The following is a 17,664-nucleotide window of genomic DNA, read 5'->3' as shown; positions in this document are numbered from 1 at the left end:
CTGCTCGCGAAGATCATTCGCGGGCAGGCTCGCTCCCACAGGGTGCTTGACCTGGAGCTGAGTATCTACAGGCTATTGATCAGTGATTCAGTTGCTGCATCACCTCTTCGGTATAGCGCAACCCTGCCACGGCGCTGGCCGGGAAAATCGCCTCCAGTGCCGCCAGTTCGCTGGCGTTCAACTTGACCTCCAGCGCCGCCACATTCTGTTCCAGATACTTGCGCTGTTTGGTGCCAGGGATCGGGATCAGGTAATCACCTTGAGCCAGTACCCACGCCAAGGCCAATTGCCCGGCAGTTACGCCTTTTTCCGCCGCCAGACTTTCAACCTGCTCAACCAACAGCAGATTTTTGGCGAAGTTGTCACCTTGAAAACGCGGGCTGAAACGGCGGTAGTCGTCGTCGGCAAAGTCGTCAGCAGTTTTCAGAGCGCCGGTCAAAAAGCCACGCCCCAGCGGGCTATAAGGCACAAAGGCAATCCCCAGGCGTCGGCAGGCCTCAAGGCAGCCGTTGTCTTCCTGATCCCGGCTCCACAGCGAATACTCACTTTGCAGCGCGCTGATCGGATGCACCTTGTGCGCACGTTCAAGGGTCGTTGCCGAGGCCTCGCTCAGGCCCAGATAGCGAACCTTGCCCGCCTTGACCAGATCCGCCATCGCGCCGACGGTCTCTTCAATCGGTACATTCGGGTCCATGCGGTGCTGGTAGTACAGGTCGATAGTCTCGACCCCCAAACGCTTGAGGCTGCCCTCGATGGACTGGCGGATGTACTCGGGGCGACCGCTGACGGCGCGAAAGGCCGGGTTGGCCGGATCACGTACGATGCCGAACTTGCTGGCCACAAACACCTGGTCGCGTTTGCCGCGTATCGCCTGGCCGATCAGTTCTTCATTGGTGTGCGGGCCGTAAATATCGGCGGTATCGAGCAGGTTGATTCCCAGTTCCAGGGCTCGGTGCAGGGTGGCCACGGCTTCGCGGGTGTTGCTGCCGGTGGTGTAGAAGTCGGTCATGCCCATGCAGCCAAGGCCAATAGCGCTGACATAAGGGCCGTTTTTACCAAGTTGGCGAGTGTGCATGCGAAGTGCTCCTGAGTGGGGTGGAGCTATTCTTGACCTCGACAGCGGCAAGATAAACCGGGTAAAAACACTATGAGTATTCGTATTTTCTAAACAATGGAGGGGCTATGGACCGATTCAACGCGATGCGGGTCTTTACCCGTATCGTTGAGCTGGGCGGTTTCGCCAAAGCTGCCGACAGCCTGCAAATGCCTCGCGCCTCGGTCACGGTACTGATCAAGCAACTGGAAGCGCACTTGGGCGTACAACTGTTGCATCGCACTACGCGCCAAGTGAGTCCTACCCTGGACGGCGCCGCGTACTACCAGCGCTGCATCAGTTTGCTGGCAGATCTTGAGGAAGCCGAAGGGCTGTTCAAAAGCAGCCAGCCCAAGGGAACGCTTCGGGTCGAGATGCCTGCTGCGGTGGGCCGCCTGGTGGTGTTGCCGGCTTTGCCGGAATTCACGCAGCGCTATGCGCACATCGAGCTGGAAATCGGTCTTAACGATCGCCCGGTGGATCTGATTCGCGAAGGTGTGGATTGCGTGATTCGCGGCGGATTGACGATGGATGATTCACTGGTAGCGCGGCCGCTGGTGCAGATGGATCAGATCACGTGCGCCAGCCCCGGCTATTTGCAGGCCCACGGCGTGCCGCAATCACTTGAGGACTTGAGCGGGCATCAGGTGGTGGAGTACTTCTCCAGCGCATCCGGCAAGCGCTACGGGCTGGAGTTCCAGATCGGTGACGAAGTACGTCTGGTGGATTTGCCCAAGCAGATCGCGGTCAATAGTGCAGAGGGTTATCTGGCGGCGTGTGTGGCGGGGTATGGTCTGGTGCAAGTGCCGCATTACCATGTTGCGCAACTGGTACGTGAAGGACGAGTGCAAGAAGTGCTCGGCGATTGTCTGCCACCGCGCATGGCATTGACCGCCCTGTATCCGCCGCATCGGCAACTGTCGCCGCGAGTGCGGGTGTTTGTGGATTGGCTGGTGGACTTGTGTGCCCGGCCGGGCAGTGGCTTTAGACGTTAACCCGAGCCTGCGGGGCAGGCTCGGGGTGATTCATCAGCGGTGGTAATAACCTGGGCCACCATCATAGTAACGGTGATCGCCATGCCTTCCATGACCTGGGAAAACCACGCACCCGCTCATGGCCAGGATGAGCAACAACGGGACCAGCCTGGAGATACGACGTAACATGCACAGATCCTCAAGGTTAGAGCCGGTGGCAGCTAAAAAGCTTCCCCGGCTGTAAGATGAGACCTCGAATGTTTCAAATCATCTCCGTAAACCGAACATATTTGTTAAATTCCCGGTTTGCGTTTTCAGACTTACTTCAGGAACAGGTTATGACCCCTTCGCAGCGCTTGAAATACTCGATTTTGATCTCACTGGTAGTTCTGGGGATCATGTTTGGTCTTTCGTACATGCAGAACGCCGGCATGATCAGCGAGAAAATGTTCCAGTACATCGCCATCGGCGTGGCTGTGGTCGTGGTCGTGATCAACGGTGTGATGCGCCGCAAGACCAAGATTTAAGCTTCAATCCTTCCGATCAGAACGGCTTCAGCCTGTGGATGCAGGCTGTAGCTCTTGTCGCTGTTGAGCACCACCACCCCCTCGCTGCACAAGCGCTTGAGCACCTCGCGCACACTCAGAAACGACAGTGGAATATCCAGTGCCTGCAAATGACTGTGCATGCCGCGCACTCCCAGCCGTCGGTCATTCCCGGCCGCGGTCAGCAATGCGTCAATGACCTTGAGCCGTACCAGGCTGGTACGCAGCCCGAAACACTTGAGTAAGTGACGGATCCGTTCGTTGCCCTGCAAAGGAGCCAGAGCCTCCAGCAACCCCGGGTCGGGCTGGAAAGCTGTGTCGTGATGCTGGTGGCTACCATCCGTTGGTATTTGCTGGTTGTGCATGCAAAAAACTCCTTTTCAGAGCCTGATCAGGAAAAGAAAAAAAATGCTCTTGGTTAACTAGACGAATGAGCGACTTAAATCATGAACATTTGAATGTAGAAAATTTGTCGTAAATCCGTCTCGATTACGTATGCCCCCAGTAAGAACGGGGGTTTGGAACAATTATTAAATTTTTTTAACCTGCTTCGTTTTTCACTTGCCCGTGGTGGTTTTCAATCGATTGCGCCGCCCGGCTTTTTGTCGTGAAGGAGCAGCAGTGCACGTGATTATTTCCAGACCGTTAAGCAAAGTGTGCCTTGCAGGGCTGTGCCTGGGGCTGAGCGTTTCAGCCCTGGCCAGCACGCCCGCCAGCGACGTGAGCGCAGATATCCGCCGTACCACTTTTGGCGTGCCGCATATTCGTGCCGCTGATGAGCGCGGCCTGGGCTATGGCATCGGTTATGCCTATGCCCAGGACAACCTGTGTCTTTTGGCCAATGAAGTGGTCACCGTCAACGGTGAGCGCGCCAAATATTTTGGCCCCGAGGCGTTGACCCTGGAGCAGCGCGACAACCTGTCCAGCGATGTGTTTTTCACTTGGCTCAATACGCCCGAAGCGGTGTCTGCCTTTTGGCAGGCGCAAACCCCTGAAGTGCGGGATTTGATCCATGGCTATGTGGCCGGCTACAACCGCCAGCTCAGTGAGCGCGTAATACTCCCGGCACAATGTGACAATGCTTCGGTACGGCCCATCACGGCACAGGACCTGGTCAAGCTGACCCGTCGCTTACTGGTAGAGGGCGGGGCCGGTCAATTTGCCGAGGCCTTGGTAGCAGCAACGCCGCCGCGTGCCACGGCCGGTATCAAGACAACTGCCGGCAGCTTTGAAGTCGCCGCCGAGCGCATGCAACGCTTTGCCTTGGACCGCGGCAGCAACGCAGTGGCTGTAGGGGCCGAGCGCTCACAAACCGGTCGCGCCATGTTGTTGGCCAACCCGCATTTTCCATGGGTGGGCGGGATGCGTTTTTACCAGATGCAGTTGACCATTCCCGGCAAGCTCGACGTGATGGGTGCTGCGCTGCCCGGCTTGCCGATGATCAATATCGGCTTTAACCGGCACATGGCCTGGACCCACACCGTCGACACGTCAAAGCACTTCACTCTGTACCGGCTTGAGCTCGACCCGAAGGACCCGACGCGCTATCTGCTTGATGGTCAGTCGCGGGCACTCGATAAAAAAACCGTGACGGTCGACGTCAAGCAAGCCGATGGCAGCCTGCAATCTGTATCGCGGGATATCTACAGCTCAGTGTTCGGCCCGATAGTGCAGTGGCCGGGCAAGCTCGACTGGGATAATCACGTGGCCTTTAGCCTGCGCGACGCCAACCTGCAAAATGACCGCGTGTTGCAGCAGTGGTATGCGATCAATCAAGCCCCGAGCCTCGATGCCCTGCAAGCGTCCGTGAACCGGGTTCAGGGCATTCCGTGGGTTAACACCCTGGCGGTGGATGATCAGGGGCAGGCTCTGTACATGAACGTCTCGGTAGTGCCCTATGTCGACGCGGCTAAACTCGCCGCCTGCAGCGATCCGCGTGCAGGCCTTGAGCTGATCCTGCTTGATGGCAGCCGCAGTGCCTGTGGCTGGACCGTTGATCCGAGTGCAGCGCAACCGGGCATCTACCCGGCAAGTCAATTGCCACAATTGCGGCGTGATGATTACGTGCAGCACTCCAACGACTCGGCCTGGATGGTCAACCCCAAGGCGCCGTTGACCGGTTTTTCACCCCTGATCAGCCAGGACAGCCAGCCGTTGGGGCCGCGTGCGCGCTTTGCCCTGCAACGCCTGAGCCAGCCGGGGGCAATCAGCGTGTCGGATCTGCAAGGCATGGTGATGGATGATCGGGTGTATCTGGCCGGGTTGGTCATGCCTGACTTGCTGCAGGCCTGTGCGAGCGCGTCGAGGAGCCTTGCACCGCTGTGTGCCAGCCTCAAGGCATGGGATCAACAGGCAGATCTCGACAGTGGCATTGGCCTGGTGCACTTTCAGCACATCATGGGGCAATTGCTTGAAGTCGCGGATGTTTGGCGCGTGCCGTTCGACCCCGCAGACCCGCAGCACACCCCGCGTGGGCTGAACCTGAGTCAGGCGCAGGTACTCAAGGCGGTGCATGAGGCGCTACTGGCCTCGGCAGCCGCAGTGGCTGAAACCGGGTTGGGCGCGGATGTCACCTGGGGCGAGATTCAGGTCGTCAGCAGTGGTGGCCAGCAAACCCCGATCCACGGTGGCCCGGCGACGTTGGGCGTGTACAACGCCATGCAAAGCGTGCCGGGTCAGGACGGAAAGCGCGAAGTGGTCAGCGGCACCAGTTACCTGCAAACCGTGACCTTCGACGAGCAGGGGCCTAAGGCGCAAGGGTTACTGGCGTTCTCGCTGTCCAGCGACCCGGCCTCCAGGTATGCCCGTGACCAGACGCAAGCGTTTTCCAGGAAACAGTGGCAACCATTGCCCTTCACGGAGGCGCAGATCAAGGCTGACCCCGAATATCAGACGGTGCAGATTCGCGGGGAGCTAAAAGGAGGTTTGTAGATACTCTATTTCAGGCCAAGCACCCTGTTCGCTCCCACGCTCGAAGTCACTCTGTAGTTGCTGTCGAGGTACGAGGCTGCGATCGGCTGCGTAGCAGTCGTAAGATCATTCTGGCTAACGAGCGCTTCGCCCTCGGACGCAGCCTCGCTTCGCTCCTCAGCGGCTACAAGTTTTGCGGTCGGGCGTTGAGCACAGGCTGGCCATCCGCATTGCGGCTCAGGTACACCGGCAACACTTTGGGCAGGGAGGTCACCAACTGGTTGATGTCGTGGGTGTTGAACACGCCACCAATGCGCAGCTTGCCGGTGGCGCTGTCCGCCACAGTCAGCGGGGTATTGAGGTAGCGGTTGATCAGGGGCAGGGCCTCTGCCAGCGACAGGTTGTCCAGTACCAGCTTGCCGGTGCGCCACGCCAGGTCCGGGGTATTGGCATAGGTCTGGCTGATTTGCGCTGCGTAGTCGCCCGCCCTGTAGCGCGCCTGCATGCCCGGTTCCAGGCGCAAGCCATCGCCACTTAGGTTCTTGTTGCTGGTCACCAGCACCGAGCCTTCCAGCAGCGTGACCCGCACCTGATCCTCGTACATCCACACATTGAACTGGGTGCCTGTAACCCGAATTCGCCCTTCTGCGGCCTGGACCAGGAACGGGTGCGTGACATCGTGACTGACCTTGAAAAACGCCTCGCCCTTGCTCAGGGTCACCCGACGCTGATCCTTGTAGTTGCTGAAGGTCAGTTGTGTGCCCAGGTTTAGCTCGACTTGGCTGCCATCGGGCAACGTCACCGTTCTGATACTGGTGTCAGCTGTAAAACGTTCATAGGCATTGGGCAGCCAGCCCAGTTGCCAGCCGCTGTAAGCCGCCACAGGGGCCGCAAGCAGGGTGACGGCCGCGGCCACGGCAAAGCGTGACCAAGGGCTGCGACGCTGCACGCGGGGCAGTGCAATCACCTGGGCGGTGGCGGGAGCGGGGTGGGGCAGGTGCTCGCTGACATCCCAGATGTCGAGCATCGCTTCATATTCAAATGCGTGCACGGGATCGGCCGCCAGCCACACAGCGAAAGCCTCGCGTTCCTGATCGGTGCAATCGGGCTCGTGCACGCGCATGCACCACTGAGCCGCAGCTTCGGTGATGGCATCGTATTGGGCTTCGGTGAGGCGTGTTTCACTCATTGGCTTTTCCCGGTTTTGCGTATTCTAACCCCGCACTAGAGCTAACGAGAACATGAGCCATGTCAAAAGCATATCATTTAGCTGCATGGCCGGTTTTTTCTCTGCTACGGTTGTTCCAGTCACATTGAGTACCAGATACAACATCAATTAATGGAGTTAAGACAATGTTGAAGAAAACCTTTGCTGCTGTGATCACTACTGCTGCTTTGTTGGGTGCCGGTGCAGCGATGGCTCAGCCTGATCCGAACTGGGCGTTCTCCAAAGAATTGGTTGAAGTTCTCAAGAACAAAAACGGTTACACCGTGATCAAGAAAATTGAAGCCCAGGACCCTGCTGCCGGCATTTGGAAAGCAGAGGGGATCAAGAAAGTGGATGGCCTGGAATACGAAATTGTTTTCGATTCGACTGGCAAGGTGATCTCCGAGAAGAAAGACTGATTTCGGACACCTGAAACGAATTATCTGCTGAGCGTTTCAACCCGGTCCTGATCACACGTTGTGACAGGGTCGGGTTTTTTATTGCCTGTTTCAAGCCTGGTGCCACCCATTAAAAAGCCCCCGCTATACGGAGGCTTGTTGTGAGCAGCTGGCGCAAGCGGTGGTATCAGCCGTTGCTGCAACCATTACCCATCACCCGGTATTCAAGAATATGACGCTGGCCCTGATGGTCTTCATAAGTCATTTGTGCCGGCACAATGTCGCAGACATCGGCCACCGGTGACACGCTGATAACGTTGGCAATGTCGAGGTCAGTGGCGTAAGTGTAATGTTCGACAGCGGGTTGTTGTTGCGTAACTTGAAGTTCGTCAGCAGCAGCCAGTGTTGAAAGACTGATAAGTGCAAGAGCGATCAAACGTTTCATTATGGAGACCTTAAAACAATCACGAATCACTGACTTCAATTGCCGACATGGCGGGAGAAGTTGCTGCATCAACGAGGTAAGTGATGCAGCACGAAGTACCGTGCCCTGTTTCAATGTTGCGTTGAGGGATGAACATAGAATACGCCCCACGCGTATTGATTAAAGTCAAAAGATCGCCAAGGAGTCTTTCCGGATCAGTAACAATCCTGCTGCTTAATGGTCCGCACAACAAAAGGCCCCCTCACAAGAGGGGGCCTGGGGTCGTATCCGCAGGTGCAGCCATCGAGGGCTAGTGCATGCTGCAACCGTCACCCATCACCTGATACTCGACAGTGTGGCGCTGACCCTGGGAGTCTTCATAGGTCATGGTCGCCGGCACGACTTCACACACGTTGGGGATGGTGGACAGACTGACGACGCGGGCGATATCCAGTTTTGTACCGTAGCTGTAATGTTCGACAGCTGAAGGTTGAACGGTGGAAGTTTCACCTGCAACTGCAAGTGTTGCAAAACCGGCAAGCAAGAGTGCGATTAAATTTTTCATGAACGTGGCCTCTAAAGTAATCAAGAGTTAAAGCTGACTGACTTCATTTGCCGATGAGGCGGGAAGAAGTTACGACACATGTGAAAATTGCCAGGTGCGTACGAAGTACCGTGTAACAGGGTCAAGCAATGTTTAGAACATGTGAGTAATTTTACGCTGTTTTACCAAAGGAAAAAGACCTGATGGCAAAAGGCTCTGTTACTGCTGGGGTAACAATGTGATGGCGATGCGAACTTTTTCAAGTGCCCCCCGTATCGGCTTGCTGGCATACTGGCATCTCTGTTTCAGGAGTCAGCCATCGGTATGAATGTCGAGTCCCCCCTTAATGCATATCAACAGGCCATCGAGCAGCAAGGCTTTGTCCATGATCCTGCTCAATGGCTGGCTGTACAGGCGTTGCAACGCTGTCATGAGTCATTGCACTCAGGGGCGAAGTCGGTCAATGGCGTGTATTTGTGGGGCCCGGTAGGGCGAGGTAAAACCTGGTTGATGGACCGGTTCTACCAAAGCCTGCGGGTACCGGCCCGACGCCAGCATTTTCATCACTTCATGCAATGGGTGCATCAGCGCCTGTTTCAACTGACCGGCACAGCGGATCCGCTCAAGGCGCTGGCTAAAGGCCTGGCTGAGGACGTTAGAGTGCTGTGTTTTGACGAGTTGTTCGTCAATGACATTGCCGATGCGATTATTTTGGGGCGTTTGTTCCAAGTCATGTTCGATGAAGGGGTGGTGCTGGTCTGTACCTCTAACCAGCCGCCGCAAGACCTCTATGGTCACGGCTTCAACCGCGATCGCTTCGCCCCAGGGATCAGCGCGATTCTCCAGCATATGGATGTGGTTGCGGTGGACGGTATTGAAGACCACCGGCTGCACCCCGGTATTGCTCATCAGCGCTATTGGGTGACTGAACCGGGCCGGCCGAGCGCGATTGAAGCAGTGTTCAAGGAATTGACCCAAGGCCAGGCGGTGTCTGATCAGCCGATTGGGGTGGGCCATCGCTCGCTGAATGTGGTGCACGCCAGTGATGCCGTGCTGTGGTGCAATTTCCACGAGCTGTGTGAGCAGCCGCTGGCAGCCACCGAGTTCATGGACATCTGTGACCGCTATAAGGTGATGTTGCTCAGCGGAGTACCTTGCCTGAGTGCAGAGCAGCGCGAAGGTAAAATTGCCCGGGGTACGGAAGACGGGGCGGTGAAAGTCGAGGCCGGGGATCGCGAGCTGCCGCAGCTCTCCAAATACGATGACAGCGTGCGGCGTTTTATTGCGCTGATCGACGAATGTTACGACCGCAAAGTGCCGGTATGTATCGAAGCCCAGGTGCCGATGGATCAGCTCTATACCCAAGGTTACCTGGAGTTCGCCTTTCGCCGCACCTTAAGCCGCCTGCAGGAAATGCAGCTGCAGCGCTTTGGCCTGCAGGGCCAACCCTTGTAGATACTCTGTTCCGGATCAAGCCCCTTGTGGGAGCGAGCCTGCTCGCTCCCACGGTTGAAGTATCTCTGTAGATACCCTGTTCCCGGTCAATCCCACTGCGGTGCAACGCTCTGCGGGTTGGTCAGGCGGTGGCCGCGATCCAGTGCCGCAATCTGTGCCATGTCATCTTCGGTCAGGGTTAACTCACACGCCTTCAAGTTGCTCTCGAGGTTGTCGCGCTTGGTCGACGACGGAATCACCGAATATCCCAATTGCATCGCCCAGGCCAGTGTCACTTGGGCCGCAGTTGCGGCATGGCGTTTAGCGATCTCGATGATCACCGGATCGTTCAGGACTTCACCGTAGGCCAGTGTCATGTACGAGGTGATATGAATACCTTGGCTCTGTGCGAACTCAACCAATTTACGGTTTTGCAGGTACGGGTGAAGTTCGATCTGATTGGTGGCGATGTGTTCGGCGCCAACAGCGGCAATCGCTTCTTTCATCAGCGCGATGGTGAAGTTCGAGACGCCAATCTGTTTGGTCAGCCCCAGCTTTTTGGCTTCAAGCAATGCGCCCATAAATTCTGCTACCGGGACTGCACTTTTCGGTGACGGCCAGTGGATCAGGGTCAGGTCCAGGTGATCGGTGCGCAATTTTTTCAGGCTGTCCTGCAAGCTCGGAATCAGTTGGTCCCCGGCAAAATGGCTGACCCAGATTTTGCTGGTGATAAACAGTTTGTCCCGCGCTACGCCACTCTCGGCAATAGCCTGGCCGACGTCAGCTTCGTTTTCATAGATCTGCGCGGTGTCGACTGCCCGATAGCCCAGATCCAGGGCGTTTTTTACCGAGTCGATTACTGCTTGGCCTTTTAGACGAAAAGTACCGAGGCCGAATGCTGGAATAGTCATGGATAACTCCTTGAGGGACGTAAGAATGAGGTTGAGTATCCTCGGACTGATCCGTGGGAAAAACCTGCGATCAAGCAAAGCAGTCTTGATCTCAGGTCATGAATCCAGCCAGCAGAGTTCCTAAATTTCGTCCTTGAGCAAACGTTCTAGCTTGGATAACGCCTGCATTCGGGCTGGGACAGGTAGGGCAATGACGATTTCACGACGATGGTTCATCGCTGGTTTGGCGATCACCGGCGCAGCAGCGCCAGCAGCGTTTTATGGGCATCGTGAGTTGACGCGAGTGGACGAGCCGATTACGCCCGGCGAGGCGACAGTTGACCTGGCAGATACCGCCGGGCAGCAGTTGGCCGACCAGTTGCGCGGGCTTTGGACGATTCGCTTCAACGGGCAGGATGCCGGGCTTGACGGTGTGCCTGCAGATGATCTGGAGCTATGGCTCGATATCGCGCCACGTGGCCGTGGTGTCCGCGGTTATCTTGACACGGCGGCTATTTTGCACGGCTCACAGGTTCCGCGTTATCGCATTTTGGGCGACCTGGTGGCACCGGATGCGAAGCGGATGTACTGGCGACTCACCAGCAGCGAGTCGGTTAACGGCCAGCCTGATTACGAGTTCAGTTTCAGCCTCGATGAAGTCTGGGGCGCTTACGGTAATGCCGGCAGCGGCACCCTCAGCGGGCGCGTGCAGCATCTTGCGCGGCCATTGGCCTTGCCCGAGCAGGACAACAGCTTTGTTGCCGTCAAGCGTACCTTTCCTGAAGCCCGCGAACGGATCGGCCTCAACCCGACGTTGCTGGCCTGGCTGGTGACTCCTGAGCATCGGTTGTTTCACCAGCTGTGGCATGCATCCCGCGATACCTGGCATGAGCTGTCTGAAGACAAACGCAACGCTCTGCGTGGCATTGGCTGGCAACCCGGCCAGCGCGACAGGGAGCGCGATGCCCGTGGCCCGCGCAAGGATCGTAATGGCTCTGGAGTGGATTTTTTCTTTATGCATCGACATATGTTGCGCACCGCGCGCTCGATGCAGAATTTACCGTCATGGCCAGCGCTGCCATTACCGCAGCCAGAGCTTGAGCGTGATCGTGCAGGCTTTGCTCGTTACTTTGATAACCACGATGGCAGCGCCTTGCCGCCGACCTGGCTGGCGGAGGGTGATGAGGTCTATACGCAGTGGTTGAGTGATATCAAACAGCCGGAAACCTTTCACAGCAACTTCGAGGTCTGGGAGTCACGCTACCGTGACCCGCGCTATTTATCGTCGCTGACTTTGGGGCAGTTTGGTTCCGAGGTTGAGCTAGGTTTGCATGACTGGCTGCACATGCGCTGGGCCTCTGTACCGAGGGATCCGTCCAATGGCGCCCCGGTGCCGATGGCCCGTGATCCGGCGGATTTTGCCGGGCGCTGGTATGTGCCCGAAAACGACTTTTTGGGTGATCCGTTTTCCTCCCATGTAAATCCGGTGTTCTGGAGTTTTCATGGCTGGATCGATGATCGTCTCGAGGATTGGTACCGTGCCCATGAGCGCTTCCACCCTGGGGAGCTGACACGTCGGCAAGTCAATGGCGTGCCGTGGTTTGCGCCGGGGCGCTGGGTGGAAGTGGATGACCCGTGGCTGGGCCCGCTCACCCACGGCTGTAGCACAACACCGGGGTTGGCCACGGGTAAAACCGTGGAGATGGACCCCGAAACCATGAAACTGGCGCTGCGCATTACCTTTGGCGATGAGAAGAGCATTACCGGGTTGCTGCGGCGCATCCCGCGGCGACCGTGGTATGCGCGGCACCTGCTGGTCAAGACCTGAAGCAGGCGGGTTACTGCACCCGCCAACCTCCACCCAATGCCTTGTACAGCGCAACACTCGCCTGCAGCCGGGCCATGCGCAGTTGCACGCTCTGGTCCTGGGCCTGGTACAGCGTGCTTTGTGTTTGCAGAACCGTCAGCAGCCCTTCTGCCCCGGCGGTGTAGCGACTTTGGGCAATGTCAAAGGCCCGCTGCGCCTGCTTGAGTTCCTCGTCCTGCCATTGACGTTGCTGGTCCAGACCGCTGGCGCTGTTGAGGGCTTTTTCGACATCGGCAAAGGCGCTGATGATGCTGCCCCGATAGGCTTGCAGCAACTCTTGTTGACGTGCTGTGGCTTTATCGCGTTCGGCACTTAGACGGCCATTGTTGAAGATCGGCGCTGCGAGCCCTGCAGTGAGGGTGTAGAACGGGCTGCGCAGGATATTGCTGAAACGGTCAGCGCCAGAGCCCAGGCTGGCGCTCAGGGTCAGGCTGGGCAGCATGGCGGCGCGGGCCACGGTGATATCGGCCCGGGCGGCGATCAGTTTGGCTTCGGCGCTGGCGATGTCCGGGCGTCGGCCGAGCAGCTCGCTGGGCAGTCCGCTGCCTGTCGATGGCCAATGCAGCCGGGCGAAAGTGGTGTCGCCCAGTGCCAGGTTTTGTACGGGCTGACCAAGCAGGACGGCGAGGGTGATCCGTGCTTCCTGGGCCTGTTGCTCAGCCAGTGGCACTTGCCGTTGTTGGCTGGCAACCAGACTCTTTTGTTGGGCCAGTTCCAGGGCTGTGGCCGAGCCCGCGTCATAGCGAGTTTGCACGACGTGCAACACACTTTGCGCATTGGCCAGATTGAGTCGGGCAATGCGCAGTTGTTCATCAAGTGCCAGGGTTTGCACATAACTGCTGGCGACGCCGCTGAGCAAGGTCAGCTCTACCGTCGCGCGATCAAACTCGCTGGCCTTGAGCGCTTGTAGCGCACTGTCCCGAGCTGCCGCTTTGCCGCCCCAGAAGTCCACTTCATAGCTGGCGCTCAGGCTGGCGTCGAAATAGTCCACGGCCTTGTTGTCATCGCTGGCATCCAGTTGGCTGTAGCCTTTGCCGCGCAGCAGTTTTTGACGATTGGCATTGGTGCCGAATTTTACTTCGGGCAATAACGGTGCCCCGGCAATCACGGCAGATGCCTGGGCTTGCCGGACTCGGGCCATGGCGCCCGCCAGATCGTAGCTGCCAGCCCGCGCCTGGCTGATCAGGCGGCCCAGTTCGGGGCTACCAAACTGTTCCCACCATTGCTGGCTGACCTGCTGGCTGGCTGGTGCATGTGCCGACTGCCAGGAGGGTGGTGGAACCACGTCGTTATTGTCGTCAGGGGTGGAGTGGCTGCAAGCGCCCAGCAGCAGGCACAGGCTCAACAGGCTCAAGGTCGGCTTCATCAATTGCTCATTCACTGGTAAGGGCCGTGACCGGGTCTAGCCGGGCAGCCTTGCGGGCTGGCATAAAGCCGAAAATGACGCCGGTCACCAATGCGCAGCCAAAGGCGCCGAGCACTGCGACCAGCGAGAACGCCACCGCCACATCGCAGAGCAACAATACGCCACCGACGATAAAGGCCAGGGTGATGCCGGCCACGCCGCCGACCACCGAGAGCATCAGTGCTTCGGTCAAAAACTGGCGCAGGATGTCGCGCTGGCGGGCGCCGGTGGCCATGCGAATGCCGATCTCGCGGGTACGCTCGCGCACGGTCATCAGCATGATGTTCATCACCCCGATACCGCCCACCAGCAGCGAGATGGCGGCGATCGAACCGAGCATCAACGACAGGGTGTTGCGGGTTTTGGCTTCGGCCTGGATCATCGCCGCGTTGTTGGTGATTTCGAAGTCGCGTTTGCCGTGGTGCAGCCTGAGCATCAGTTGCTCGATGGCCTTTTCGGTCTGGTTGACCTTGCTCGCATCGGCGGCGGCGATCACCACATACTCCGGATTGTGGGTGCCGAACAGGCGCACGCTGGCCGCAGAGTAAGGCACCACGATGCGCGTATCGCTGTCCGAGTCGCCGGAGCTGGCGCCTTTTTCGGCCAGCACCCCGACCACGCGAAACGGTACGTTTTCCAGCAGGATGTACTGGCCAATCGGGTTGGGCACATCCTTGAGCACTTTATCGCGGACCTTTTTGCCGATCACCGCCACGGCGGCAGCCGCGTCTTCATCGGCCTGGCTAAAGAAGCTGCCTTGCACTACCGGCCAGTTGAAGATCGCCGAAAAATCAATACCGTTGCCGCCGGTGTACAGGGTGTGATCGACATTGCCATAGCGCACGCCAATCTCGGCGCCATTGATCGGCATGATCATTTTTACTTGCGGCAAGGTCGAGAGGGCGGCTACGTCATTGAGGGTCACGATGCCCAGTGGCGCTCTGGGCCTTGGCGACATGCCGCTGAGGTAAATGATGTTGGAGCCAAAGGCGCCCATTTCCGCCATCACCTGGCGTTTGCTGCCTTCGCCGACGGCCAGCATCACCACCACCGAGGCCACGCCGATGACAATGCCGAGCAGGGTCAAGGCGGTGCGAAAACGGTTGATCCACATGACTCGCCAGGCGGCGTGAACCGCATCGACCAGTTCGCCTTTCCAGGCTCCCCGGGCCTCGCTGCCTTCGCTCAGGCGCTTGCGCAGATCAATGGCCTGCAAGGCCTGGGGGTTGTCGGTCGCGGGCAGGTGCGTGCCGTTGCTACTGTCGCTGATAACTTCGCCATCGCGCACTTCGATGATCCGGTTGGCCCGTGCTGCGACTTCGCGGTCATGGGTAATCAGGATAACCACATGGCCTTGGCTCGCCAGTTCGTCAAGCAGGGCCATGACCTCGGCGCCGCTGTGGCTGTCGAGAGCCCCGGTGGGTTCGTCGGCGAGGATGATATGCCCGCCGTTCATCAGGGCGCGGGCGATCGACACCCGTTGTTGCTGACCACCGGACAGTTGGTGCGGACGGTTGGCGGTGCGTTCGGCCAAACCCAGGCGGTCGAGCAGGGCGGCTGCACGGGCGTGACGCTCGGCGGCCGGGGTACCAGCATAGATGGCCGGCATTTCGACGTTTTCCTGGGCCGACGCCGAGGGGATCAAATGGTAGCCCTGGAACACAAAGCCAAAGGCTTCGCGGCGCAACCAGGCCAGCTCGTCACTGTCGAGCCGGGCGACGTCTTCACCGGCAAACAGGTAGCGCCCGGAGGTTGGGCGGTCGAGGCAGCCGAGGATGTTCATCAGGGTCGACTTGCCCGAGCCCGAGGCGCCGACGATGGCGACGAACTCCCCGGCATGGATCGACAGACTGATGCCTTTAAGCACGTGAACTTCAGGCGTGTCGATGCCGCCGTAGACCTTGCGGATATCCTGCAGGTCGATCAAGGGAGTGGGCATTCAGCCTCCGTTGCCGGTAGCGGGGCCGACCAGCAGGTGATCGCCCTCATCCAGACCTTCGAGGATTTCTACGCGCAAACGGTCGCTGATGCCGGTACGGATTTCGCGAGGCTCGACCTTGCCGTTCTTGCTCACGATATGGGCGGTCTGGCGGTTCCCCTCGGTAGTGCCCTGCAACGCGATGATTGGCGCGAGCAATACATCCCGGGCCTGATTGGCGACAAAAAACACCTGGGTGGTCATTTCGGGCATCAGTGCCTGATCGTTGTTGTCGACATCCAGCAGCACGGTATAGAGCACCACGCGGGCGCTGCCGCTTTTGCTTGCGGGGCTGCCGCCGCCCTGGCTGCTTTCGTTGAGGGGTTTGGGCGGTACGGGCAGGACCTGGCGCACGGTGCTGTTCCAGCGCCGGTTGCCGCCGCTCAAGGTGGTGAAGTAGGCCTGCATGCCGGTTTTTACATGGCCGATATCGGCTTCCGAGACTTCAGCCCAGACCGTCATCGGCGAGAGCTTGGCGATGCGCAGGATCAGCGGTGTTTGCTGTTGGGCATTGAGGGTCTGGCCTTCGCGGGCATCCAGTGCCACCACGGTGCCGGACATGGGCGCAAAGATGCGGGTGTAGCCCAGTTCGGCTTCATCACTGCGCAAACTGGCCTGGGCCTGACGGATCTGCGCCGCAAACATGTCGGTCCGTGCCTGGGTGGTGCGGACTTCAGCCTGTGCCGCCTGAACATCTTCTTCGCGGGTGGCGCCGCCTTTTGCGAGGTGTTGCTGGCGCTGCAACTTCTGTTTTGCCAGATCGTGCAGGGCGCGTTGTTCTTGCAGTTGAGCCTTGAGGTTTTCGATGGCAAAGCGGCTGGCATCGAGTTTGGCGGTTTGGGTGGACGGGTCGATTTCGACCAGAAGCTGGCCTTCCTTGACTTCAGCGCCGACGTCGACGTGGATCTTGTGGATTTGCCCTGAGGCCTGTGCACCCACATCGACATATTGCCGGGGTTGCAGGGTGCCGAGTGCGGTCACGCTGCTTTCAATATCGCCCCGGGTTACGGGCACGGTGTCATAGGCATCGCGGCCCGGCGTCAGGAAAGGCCAGGCTGCCAAGGCGGCGCCGAGTAATAAACACAGGGTGATCAGCAGCGCACGTCGGGTCTGTCGAGGGCGTTTCATGCAGGGTTCCGGCCAATGGAAGTCGGCCCGTCGTCATGCCATTGGGCCCAAATGCCCAGAGCAAACGCTGTCGCGAGGACGACAGACACGGGGAGCTGTTGAGTAAACGAATGATTTGGCGAGGGATTTAGCTGTTTGTTTATAGGGTTGTTGCTAAATAATTCGACGAGGGTAGTGGCCTTGGGGTTTAAATCTATATGAGAATTACTATAAATTACATCTGTAAAAGTGCCATCATCATGCCGCTATTTCATTAGATCTGTTTCTGCGCTCACGGAGTGTTGCCGCTGCTGTCGCGGCCAGGAGTCCTGTTGGAAAACTACTATCGCGAACTGGTGGGCTTTTTGAGTGCCAGATTGGGTAATGCCCAGGCGGCCGAAGATGTGGTACATGACGCATATGTGCGCGTGCTGGAGCGTTCCAGTGATGAGCCGATTGCTCAACCTCGCGCATTTTTGTACCGCACGGCGCTCAATCTGGTGATCGACGGTCATCGGCGCAACACGTTGCGCCAGGCCGAGCCGCTGGAAGTGCTGGATAGCGAAGAGCGTTTTTACAGCCCCTCGCCGCAGGTGCTGATGGATCATGGTCAGCGCCTGGACATGCTCCAGCGGGCGTTGTCCGAGTTGCCAGCGGCATGTCGCGAGTGTTTTTTGCTGCGCAAGCTCGATGGCTTGTCTCACCTGGAAATTGCCGACCGTCTGGGGGTATCCCGCAGCATGGTCGAGAAGCACATCGTTAACGCAATGAAGCACTGCCGGATTCGTATCAGGCAGTGGGACAACGCCTAAATTTCATTTCTGTGTTCTCGTTCCTACTCAACAGACGATCTGCTGCCCTTCCACTGGGCAGTCGGTCACGGGCTTT

General features: G+C 58.4%; 16 protein-coding genes. 7 read left to right on the top strand and 9 right to left on the bottom strand.

The window, feature by feature from the left end; translation table 11 throughout:
- Positions 1-79: 79 nt before the first annotated feature.
- The gene (locus V6L79_RS20185) at positions 80-1,075 is read right to left on the bottom strand and encodes an aldo/keto reductase (RefSeq protein ID WP_321834063.1); all 996 of its coding nucleotides are present in this window, start codon (positions 1,073-1,075) and stop codon (positions 80-82) included.
- Positions 1,076-1,182: 107 nt separating this feature from the next.
- On the opposite strand from V6L79_RS20185, the gene V6L79_RS20180 reads away from it, so the two are divergent.
- The gene (locus V6L79_RS20180) at positions 1,183-2,088 is read left to right on the top strand and encodes a LysR family transcriptional regulator (RefSeq protein ID WP_261739110.1); all 906 of its coding nucleotides are present in this window, start codon (positions 1,183-1,185) and stop codon (positions 2,086-2,088) included.
- A 317-nt stretch (positions 2,089-2,405) separates the two neighbouring features.
- On the top strand, positions 2,406-2,594 hold the full coding sequence (locus V6L79_RS20175; RefSeq protein WP_261739109.1) for a hypothetical protein: 189 nt from the start codon (positions 2,406-2,408) through the stop codon (positions 2,592-2,594).
- Here the strand turns inward: V6L79_RS20175 and V6L79_RS20170 are convergent.
- The gene (locus tag V6L79_RS20170; RefSeq protein ID WP_261739108.1) at positions 2,591-2,977 is read right to left on the bottom strand and encodes a fe2+ zn2+ uptake regulation protein; all 387 of its coding nucleotides are present in this window, start codon (positions 2,975-2,977) and stop codon (positions 2,591-2,593) included. The two genes, V6L79_RS20175 and V6L79_RS20170, sit on opposite strands and share 4 nt — an antisense overlap.
- A gap of 262 nt (positions 2,978-3,239) precedes the next feature.
- On the opposite strand from V6L79_RS20170, the gene V6L79_RS20165 reads away from it, so the two are divergent.
- Complete coding sequence (locus V6L79_RS20165; RefSeq protein WP_338580337.1) at positions 3,240-5,543, top strand: acylase; 2,304 nt, start codon at positions 3,240-3,242, stop codon at positions 5,541-5,543.
- A gap of 163 nt (positions 5,544-5,706) precedes the next feature.
- Here V6L79_RS20165 and V6L79_RS20160 read toward each other — a convergent pair whose 3' ends face one another.
- A complete protein-coding gene (locus V6L79_RS20160) occupies positions 5,707-6,711 on the bottom strand; it encodes a FecR family protein (RefSeq protein WP_338579402.1) in 1,005 nt (334 codons plus the stop codon).
- 164 nt (positions 6,712-6,875) lie between these two features.
- On the opposite strand from V6L79_RS20160, the gene V6L79_RS20155 reads away from it, so the two are divergent.
- On the top strand, positions 6,876-7,148 hold the full coding sequence (locus tag V6L79_RS20155) for a PepSY domain-containing protein (protein WP_261739105.1): 273 nt from the start codon (positions 6,876-6,878) through the stop codon (positions 7,146-7,148).
- Positions 7,149-7,314: 166 nt separating this feature from the next.
- Here the strand turns inward: V6L79_RS20155 and V6L79_RS20150 are convergent, their stop codons facing one another.
- The gene (locus tag V6L79_RS20150; protein WP_338579401.1) at positions 7,315-7,572 is read right to left on the bottom strand and encodes a DUF2790 domain-containing protein; all 258 of its coding nucleotides are present in this window, start codon (positions 7,570-7,572) and stop codon (positions 7,315-7,317) included.
- 289 nt (positions 7,573-7,861) lie between these two features.
- Entirely contained in the window at positions 7,862-8,116 is a 255-nt protein-coding gene (locus V6L79_RS20145; protein ID WP_261739103.1) for a DUF2790 domain-containing protein, read from the bottom strand.
- Positions 8,117-8,419: 303 nt separating this feature from the next.
- Here V6L79_RS20145 and zapE point away from each other — a divergent pair, with 303 nt between their 5' ends.
- Positions 8,420-9,550, top strand: coding sequence for a cell division protein ZapE (zapE, locus tag V6L79_RS20140; protein WP_338579400.1), 1,131 nt, complete (start codon positions 8,420-8,422; stop codon positions 9,548-9,550).
- An 86-nt stretch (positions 9,551-9,636) separates the two neighbouring features.
- On the opposite strand, the gene dkgB is transcribed toward zapE, so the two are convergent.
- A complete protein-coding gene (dkgB, locus tag V6L79_RS20135) occupies positions 9,637-10,440 on the bottom strand; it encodes a 2,5-didehydrogluconate reductase DkgB (protein WP_338579399.1) in 804 nt (267 codons plus the stop codon).
- A 190-nt stretch (positions 10,441-10,630) separates the two neighbouring features.
- Here dkgB and V6L79_RS20130 point away from each other — a divergent pair, with 190 nt between their 5' ends.
- Positions 10,631-12,247 (top strand): PvdJ/PvdD/PvdP-like protein, encoded by a 1,617-nt coding sequence (locus V6L79_RS20130; protein ID WP_338579398.1) that lies wholly within the window; start codon positions 10,631-10,633, stop codon positions 12,245-12,247.
- A gap of 10 nt (positions 12,248-12,257) precedes the next feature.
- Here the strand turns inward: V6L79_RS20130 and V6L79_RS20125 are convergent, their stop codons facing one another.
- Genes V6L79_RS20125 through V6L79_RS20115 form a run of 3 tightly spaced genes read right to left on the bottom strand, consistent with a single transcriptional unit; the run spans position 12,258 to position 16,797 of the window.
- Positions 12,258-13,652 (bottom strand): efflux transporter outer membrane subunit, encoded by a 1,395-nt coding sequence (locus V6L79_RS20125; protein WP_338579397.1) that lies wholly within the window; start codon positions 13,650-13,652, stop codon positions 12,258-12,260.
- Positions 13,653-13,659: 7 nt separating this feature from the next.
- Positions 13,660-15,630 carry a MacB family efflux pump subunit gene (locus tag V6L79_RS20120; RefSeq protein ID WP_261739098.1) on the bottom strand — a complete coding sequence of 657 codons (1,971 nt, stop codon included), beginning with the start codon at positions 15,628-15,630 and terminating at the stop codon, positions 13,660-13,662.
- Entirely contained in the window at positions 15,631-16,797 is a 1,167-nt protein-coding gene (locus tag V6L79_RS20115; RefSeq protein ID WP_338579396.1) for an efflux RND transporter periplasmic adaptor subunit, read from the bottom strand.
- Between the two features lie 311 nt (positions 16,798-17,108).
- Here V6L79_RS20115 and V6L79_RS20110 point away from each other — a divergent pair, with 311 nt between their 5' ends.
- Positions 17,109-17,588, top strand: coding sequence for a sigma-70 family RNA polymerase sigma factor (locus V6L79_RS20110; protein ID WP_261739096.1), 480 nt, complete (start codon positions 17,109-17,111; stop codon positions 17,586-17,588).
- Positions 17,589-17,664: the final 76 nt, after the last annotated feature.

Source organism: Pseudomonas sp. ML2-2023-6, assembly GCF_037055265.1.
GTDB classification, from domain to species: domain Bacteria; phylum Pseudomonadota; class Gammaproteobacteria; order Pseudomonadales; family Pseudomonadaceae; genus Aquipseudomonas; species Aquipseudomonas kulmbachensis.
This window is presented reverse-complemented; position numbering and strand designations above follow the sequence as displayed.

Coding starts and splice junctions, on each gene's coding strand:
- zapE (WP_338579400.1), top strand. CDS start 8,420: ATGAATGTCGAGTCCCCCCTTAATGCATATCAACAGGCCATCGAGCAG.
- V6L79_RS20180 (WP_261739110.1), top strand. CDS start 1,183: ATGGACCGATTCAACGCGATGCGGGTCTTTACCCGTATCGTTGAGCTG.
- V6L79_RS20115 (WP_338579396.1), bottom strand. CDS start 16,797: ATGAAACGCCCTCGACAGACCCGACGTGCGCTGCTGATCACCCTGTGT.
- V6L79_RS20125 (WP_338579397.1), bottom strand. CDS start 13,652: ATGAAGCCGACCTTGAGCCTGTTGAGCCTGTGCCTGCTGCTGGGCGCT.
- dkgB (WP_338579399.1), bottom strand. CDS start 10,440: ATGACTATTCCAGCATTCGGCCTCGGTACTTTTCGTCTAAAAGGCCAA.
- V6L79_RS20160 (WP_338579402.1), bottom strand. CDS start 6,711: ATGAGTGAAACACGCCTCACCGAAGCCCAATACGATGCCATCACCGAA.
- V6L79_RS20155 (WP_261739105.1), top strand. CDS start 6,876: ATGTTGAAGAAAACCTTTGCTGCTGTGATCACTACTGCTGCTTTGTTG.
- V6L79_RS20120 (WP_261739098.1), bottom strand. CDS start 15,630: ATGCCCACTCCCTTGATCGACCTGCAGGATATCCGCAAGGTCTACGGC.
- V6L79_RS20145 (WP_261739103.1), bottom strand. CDS start 8,116: ATGAAAAATTTAATCGCACTCTTGCTTGCCGGTTTTGCAACACTTGCA.
- V6L79_RS20150 (WP_338579401.1), bottom strand. CDS start 7,572: ATGAAACGTTTGATCGCTCTTGCACTTATCAGTCTTTCAACACTGGCT.
- V6L79_RS20185 (WP_321834063.1), bottom strand. CDS start 1,075: ATGCACACTCGCCAACTTGGTAAAAACGGCCCTTATGTCAGCGCTATT.
- V6L79_RS20175 (WP_261739109.1), top strand. CDS start 2,406: ATGACCCCTTCGCAGCGCTTGAAATACTCGATTTTGATCTCACTGGTA.
- V6L79_RS20130 (WP_338579398.1), top strand. CDS start 10,631: ATGACGATTTCACGACGATGGTTCATCGCTGGTTTGGCGATCACCGGC.
- V6L79_RS20170 (WP_261739108.1), bottom strand. CDS start 2,977: ATGCACAACCAGCAAATACCAACGGATGGTAGCCACCAGCATCACGAC.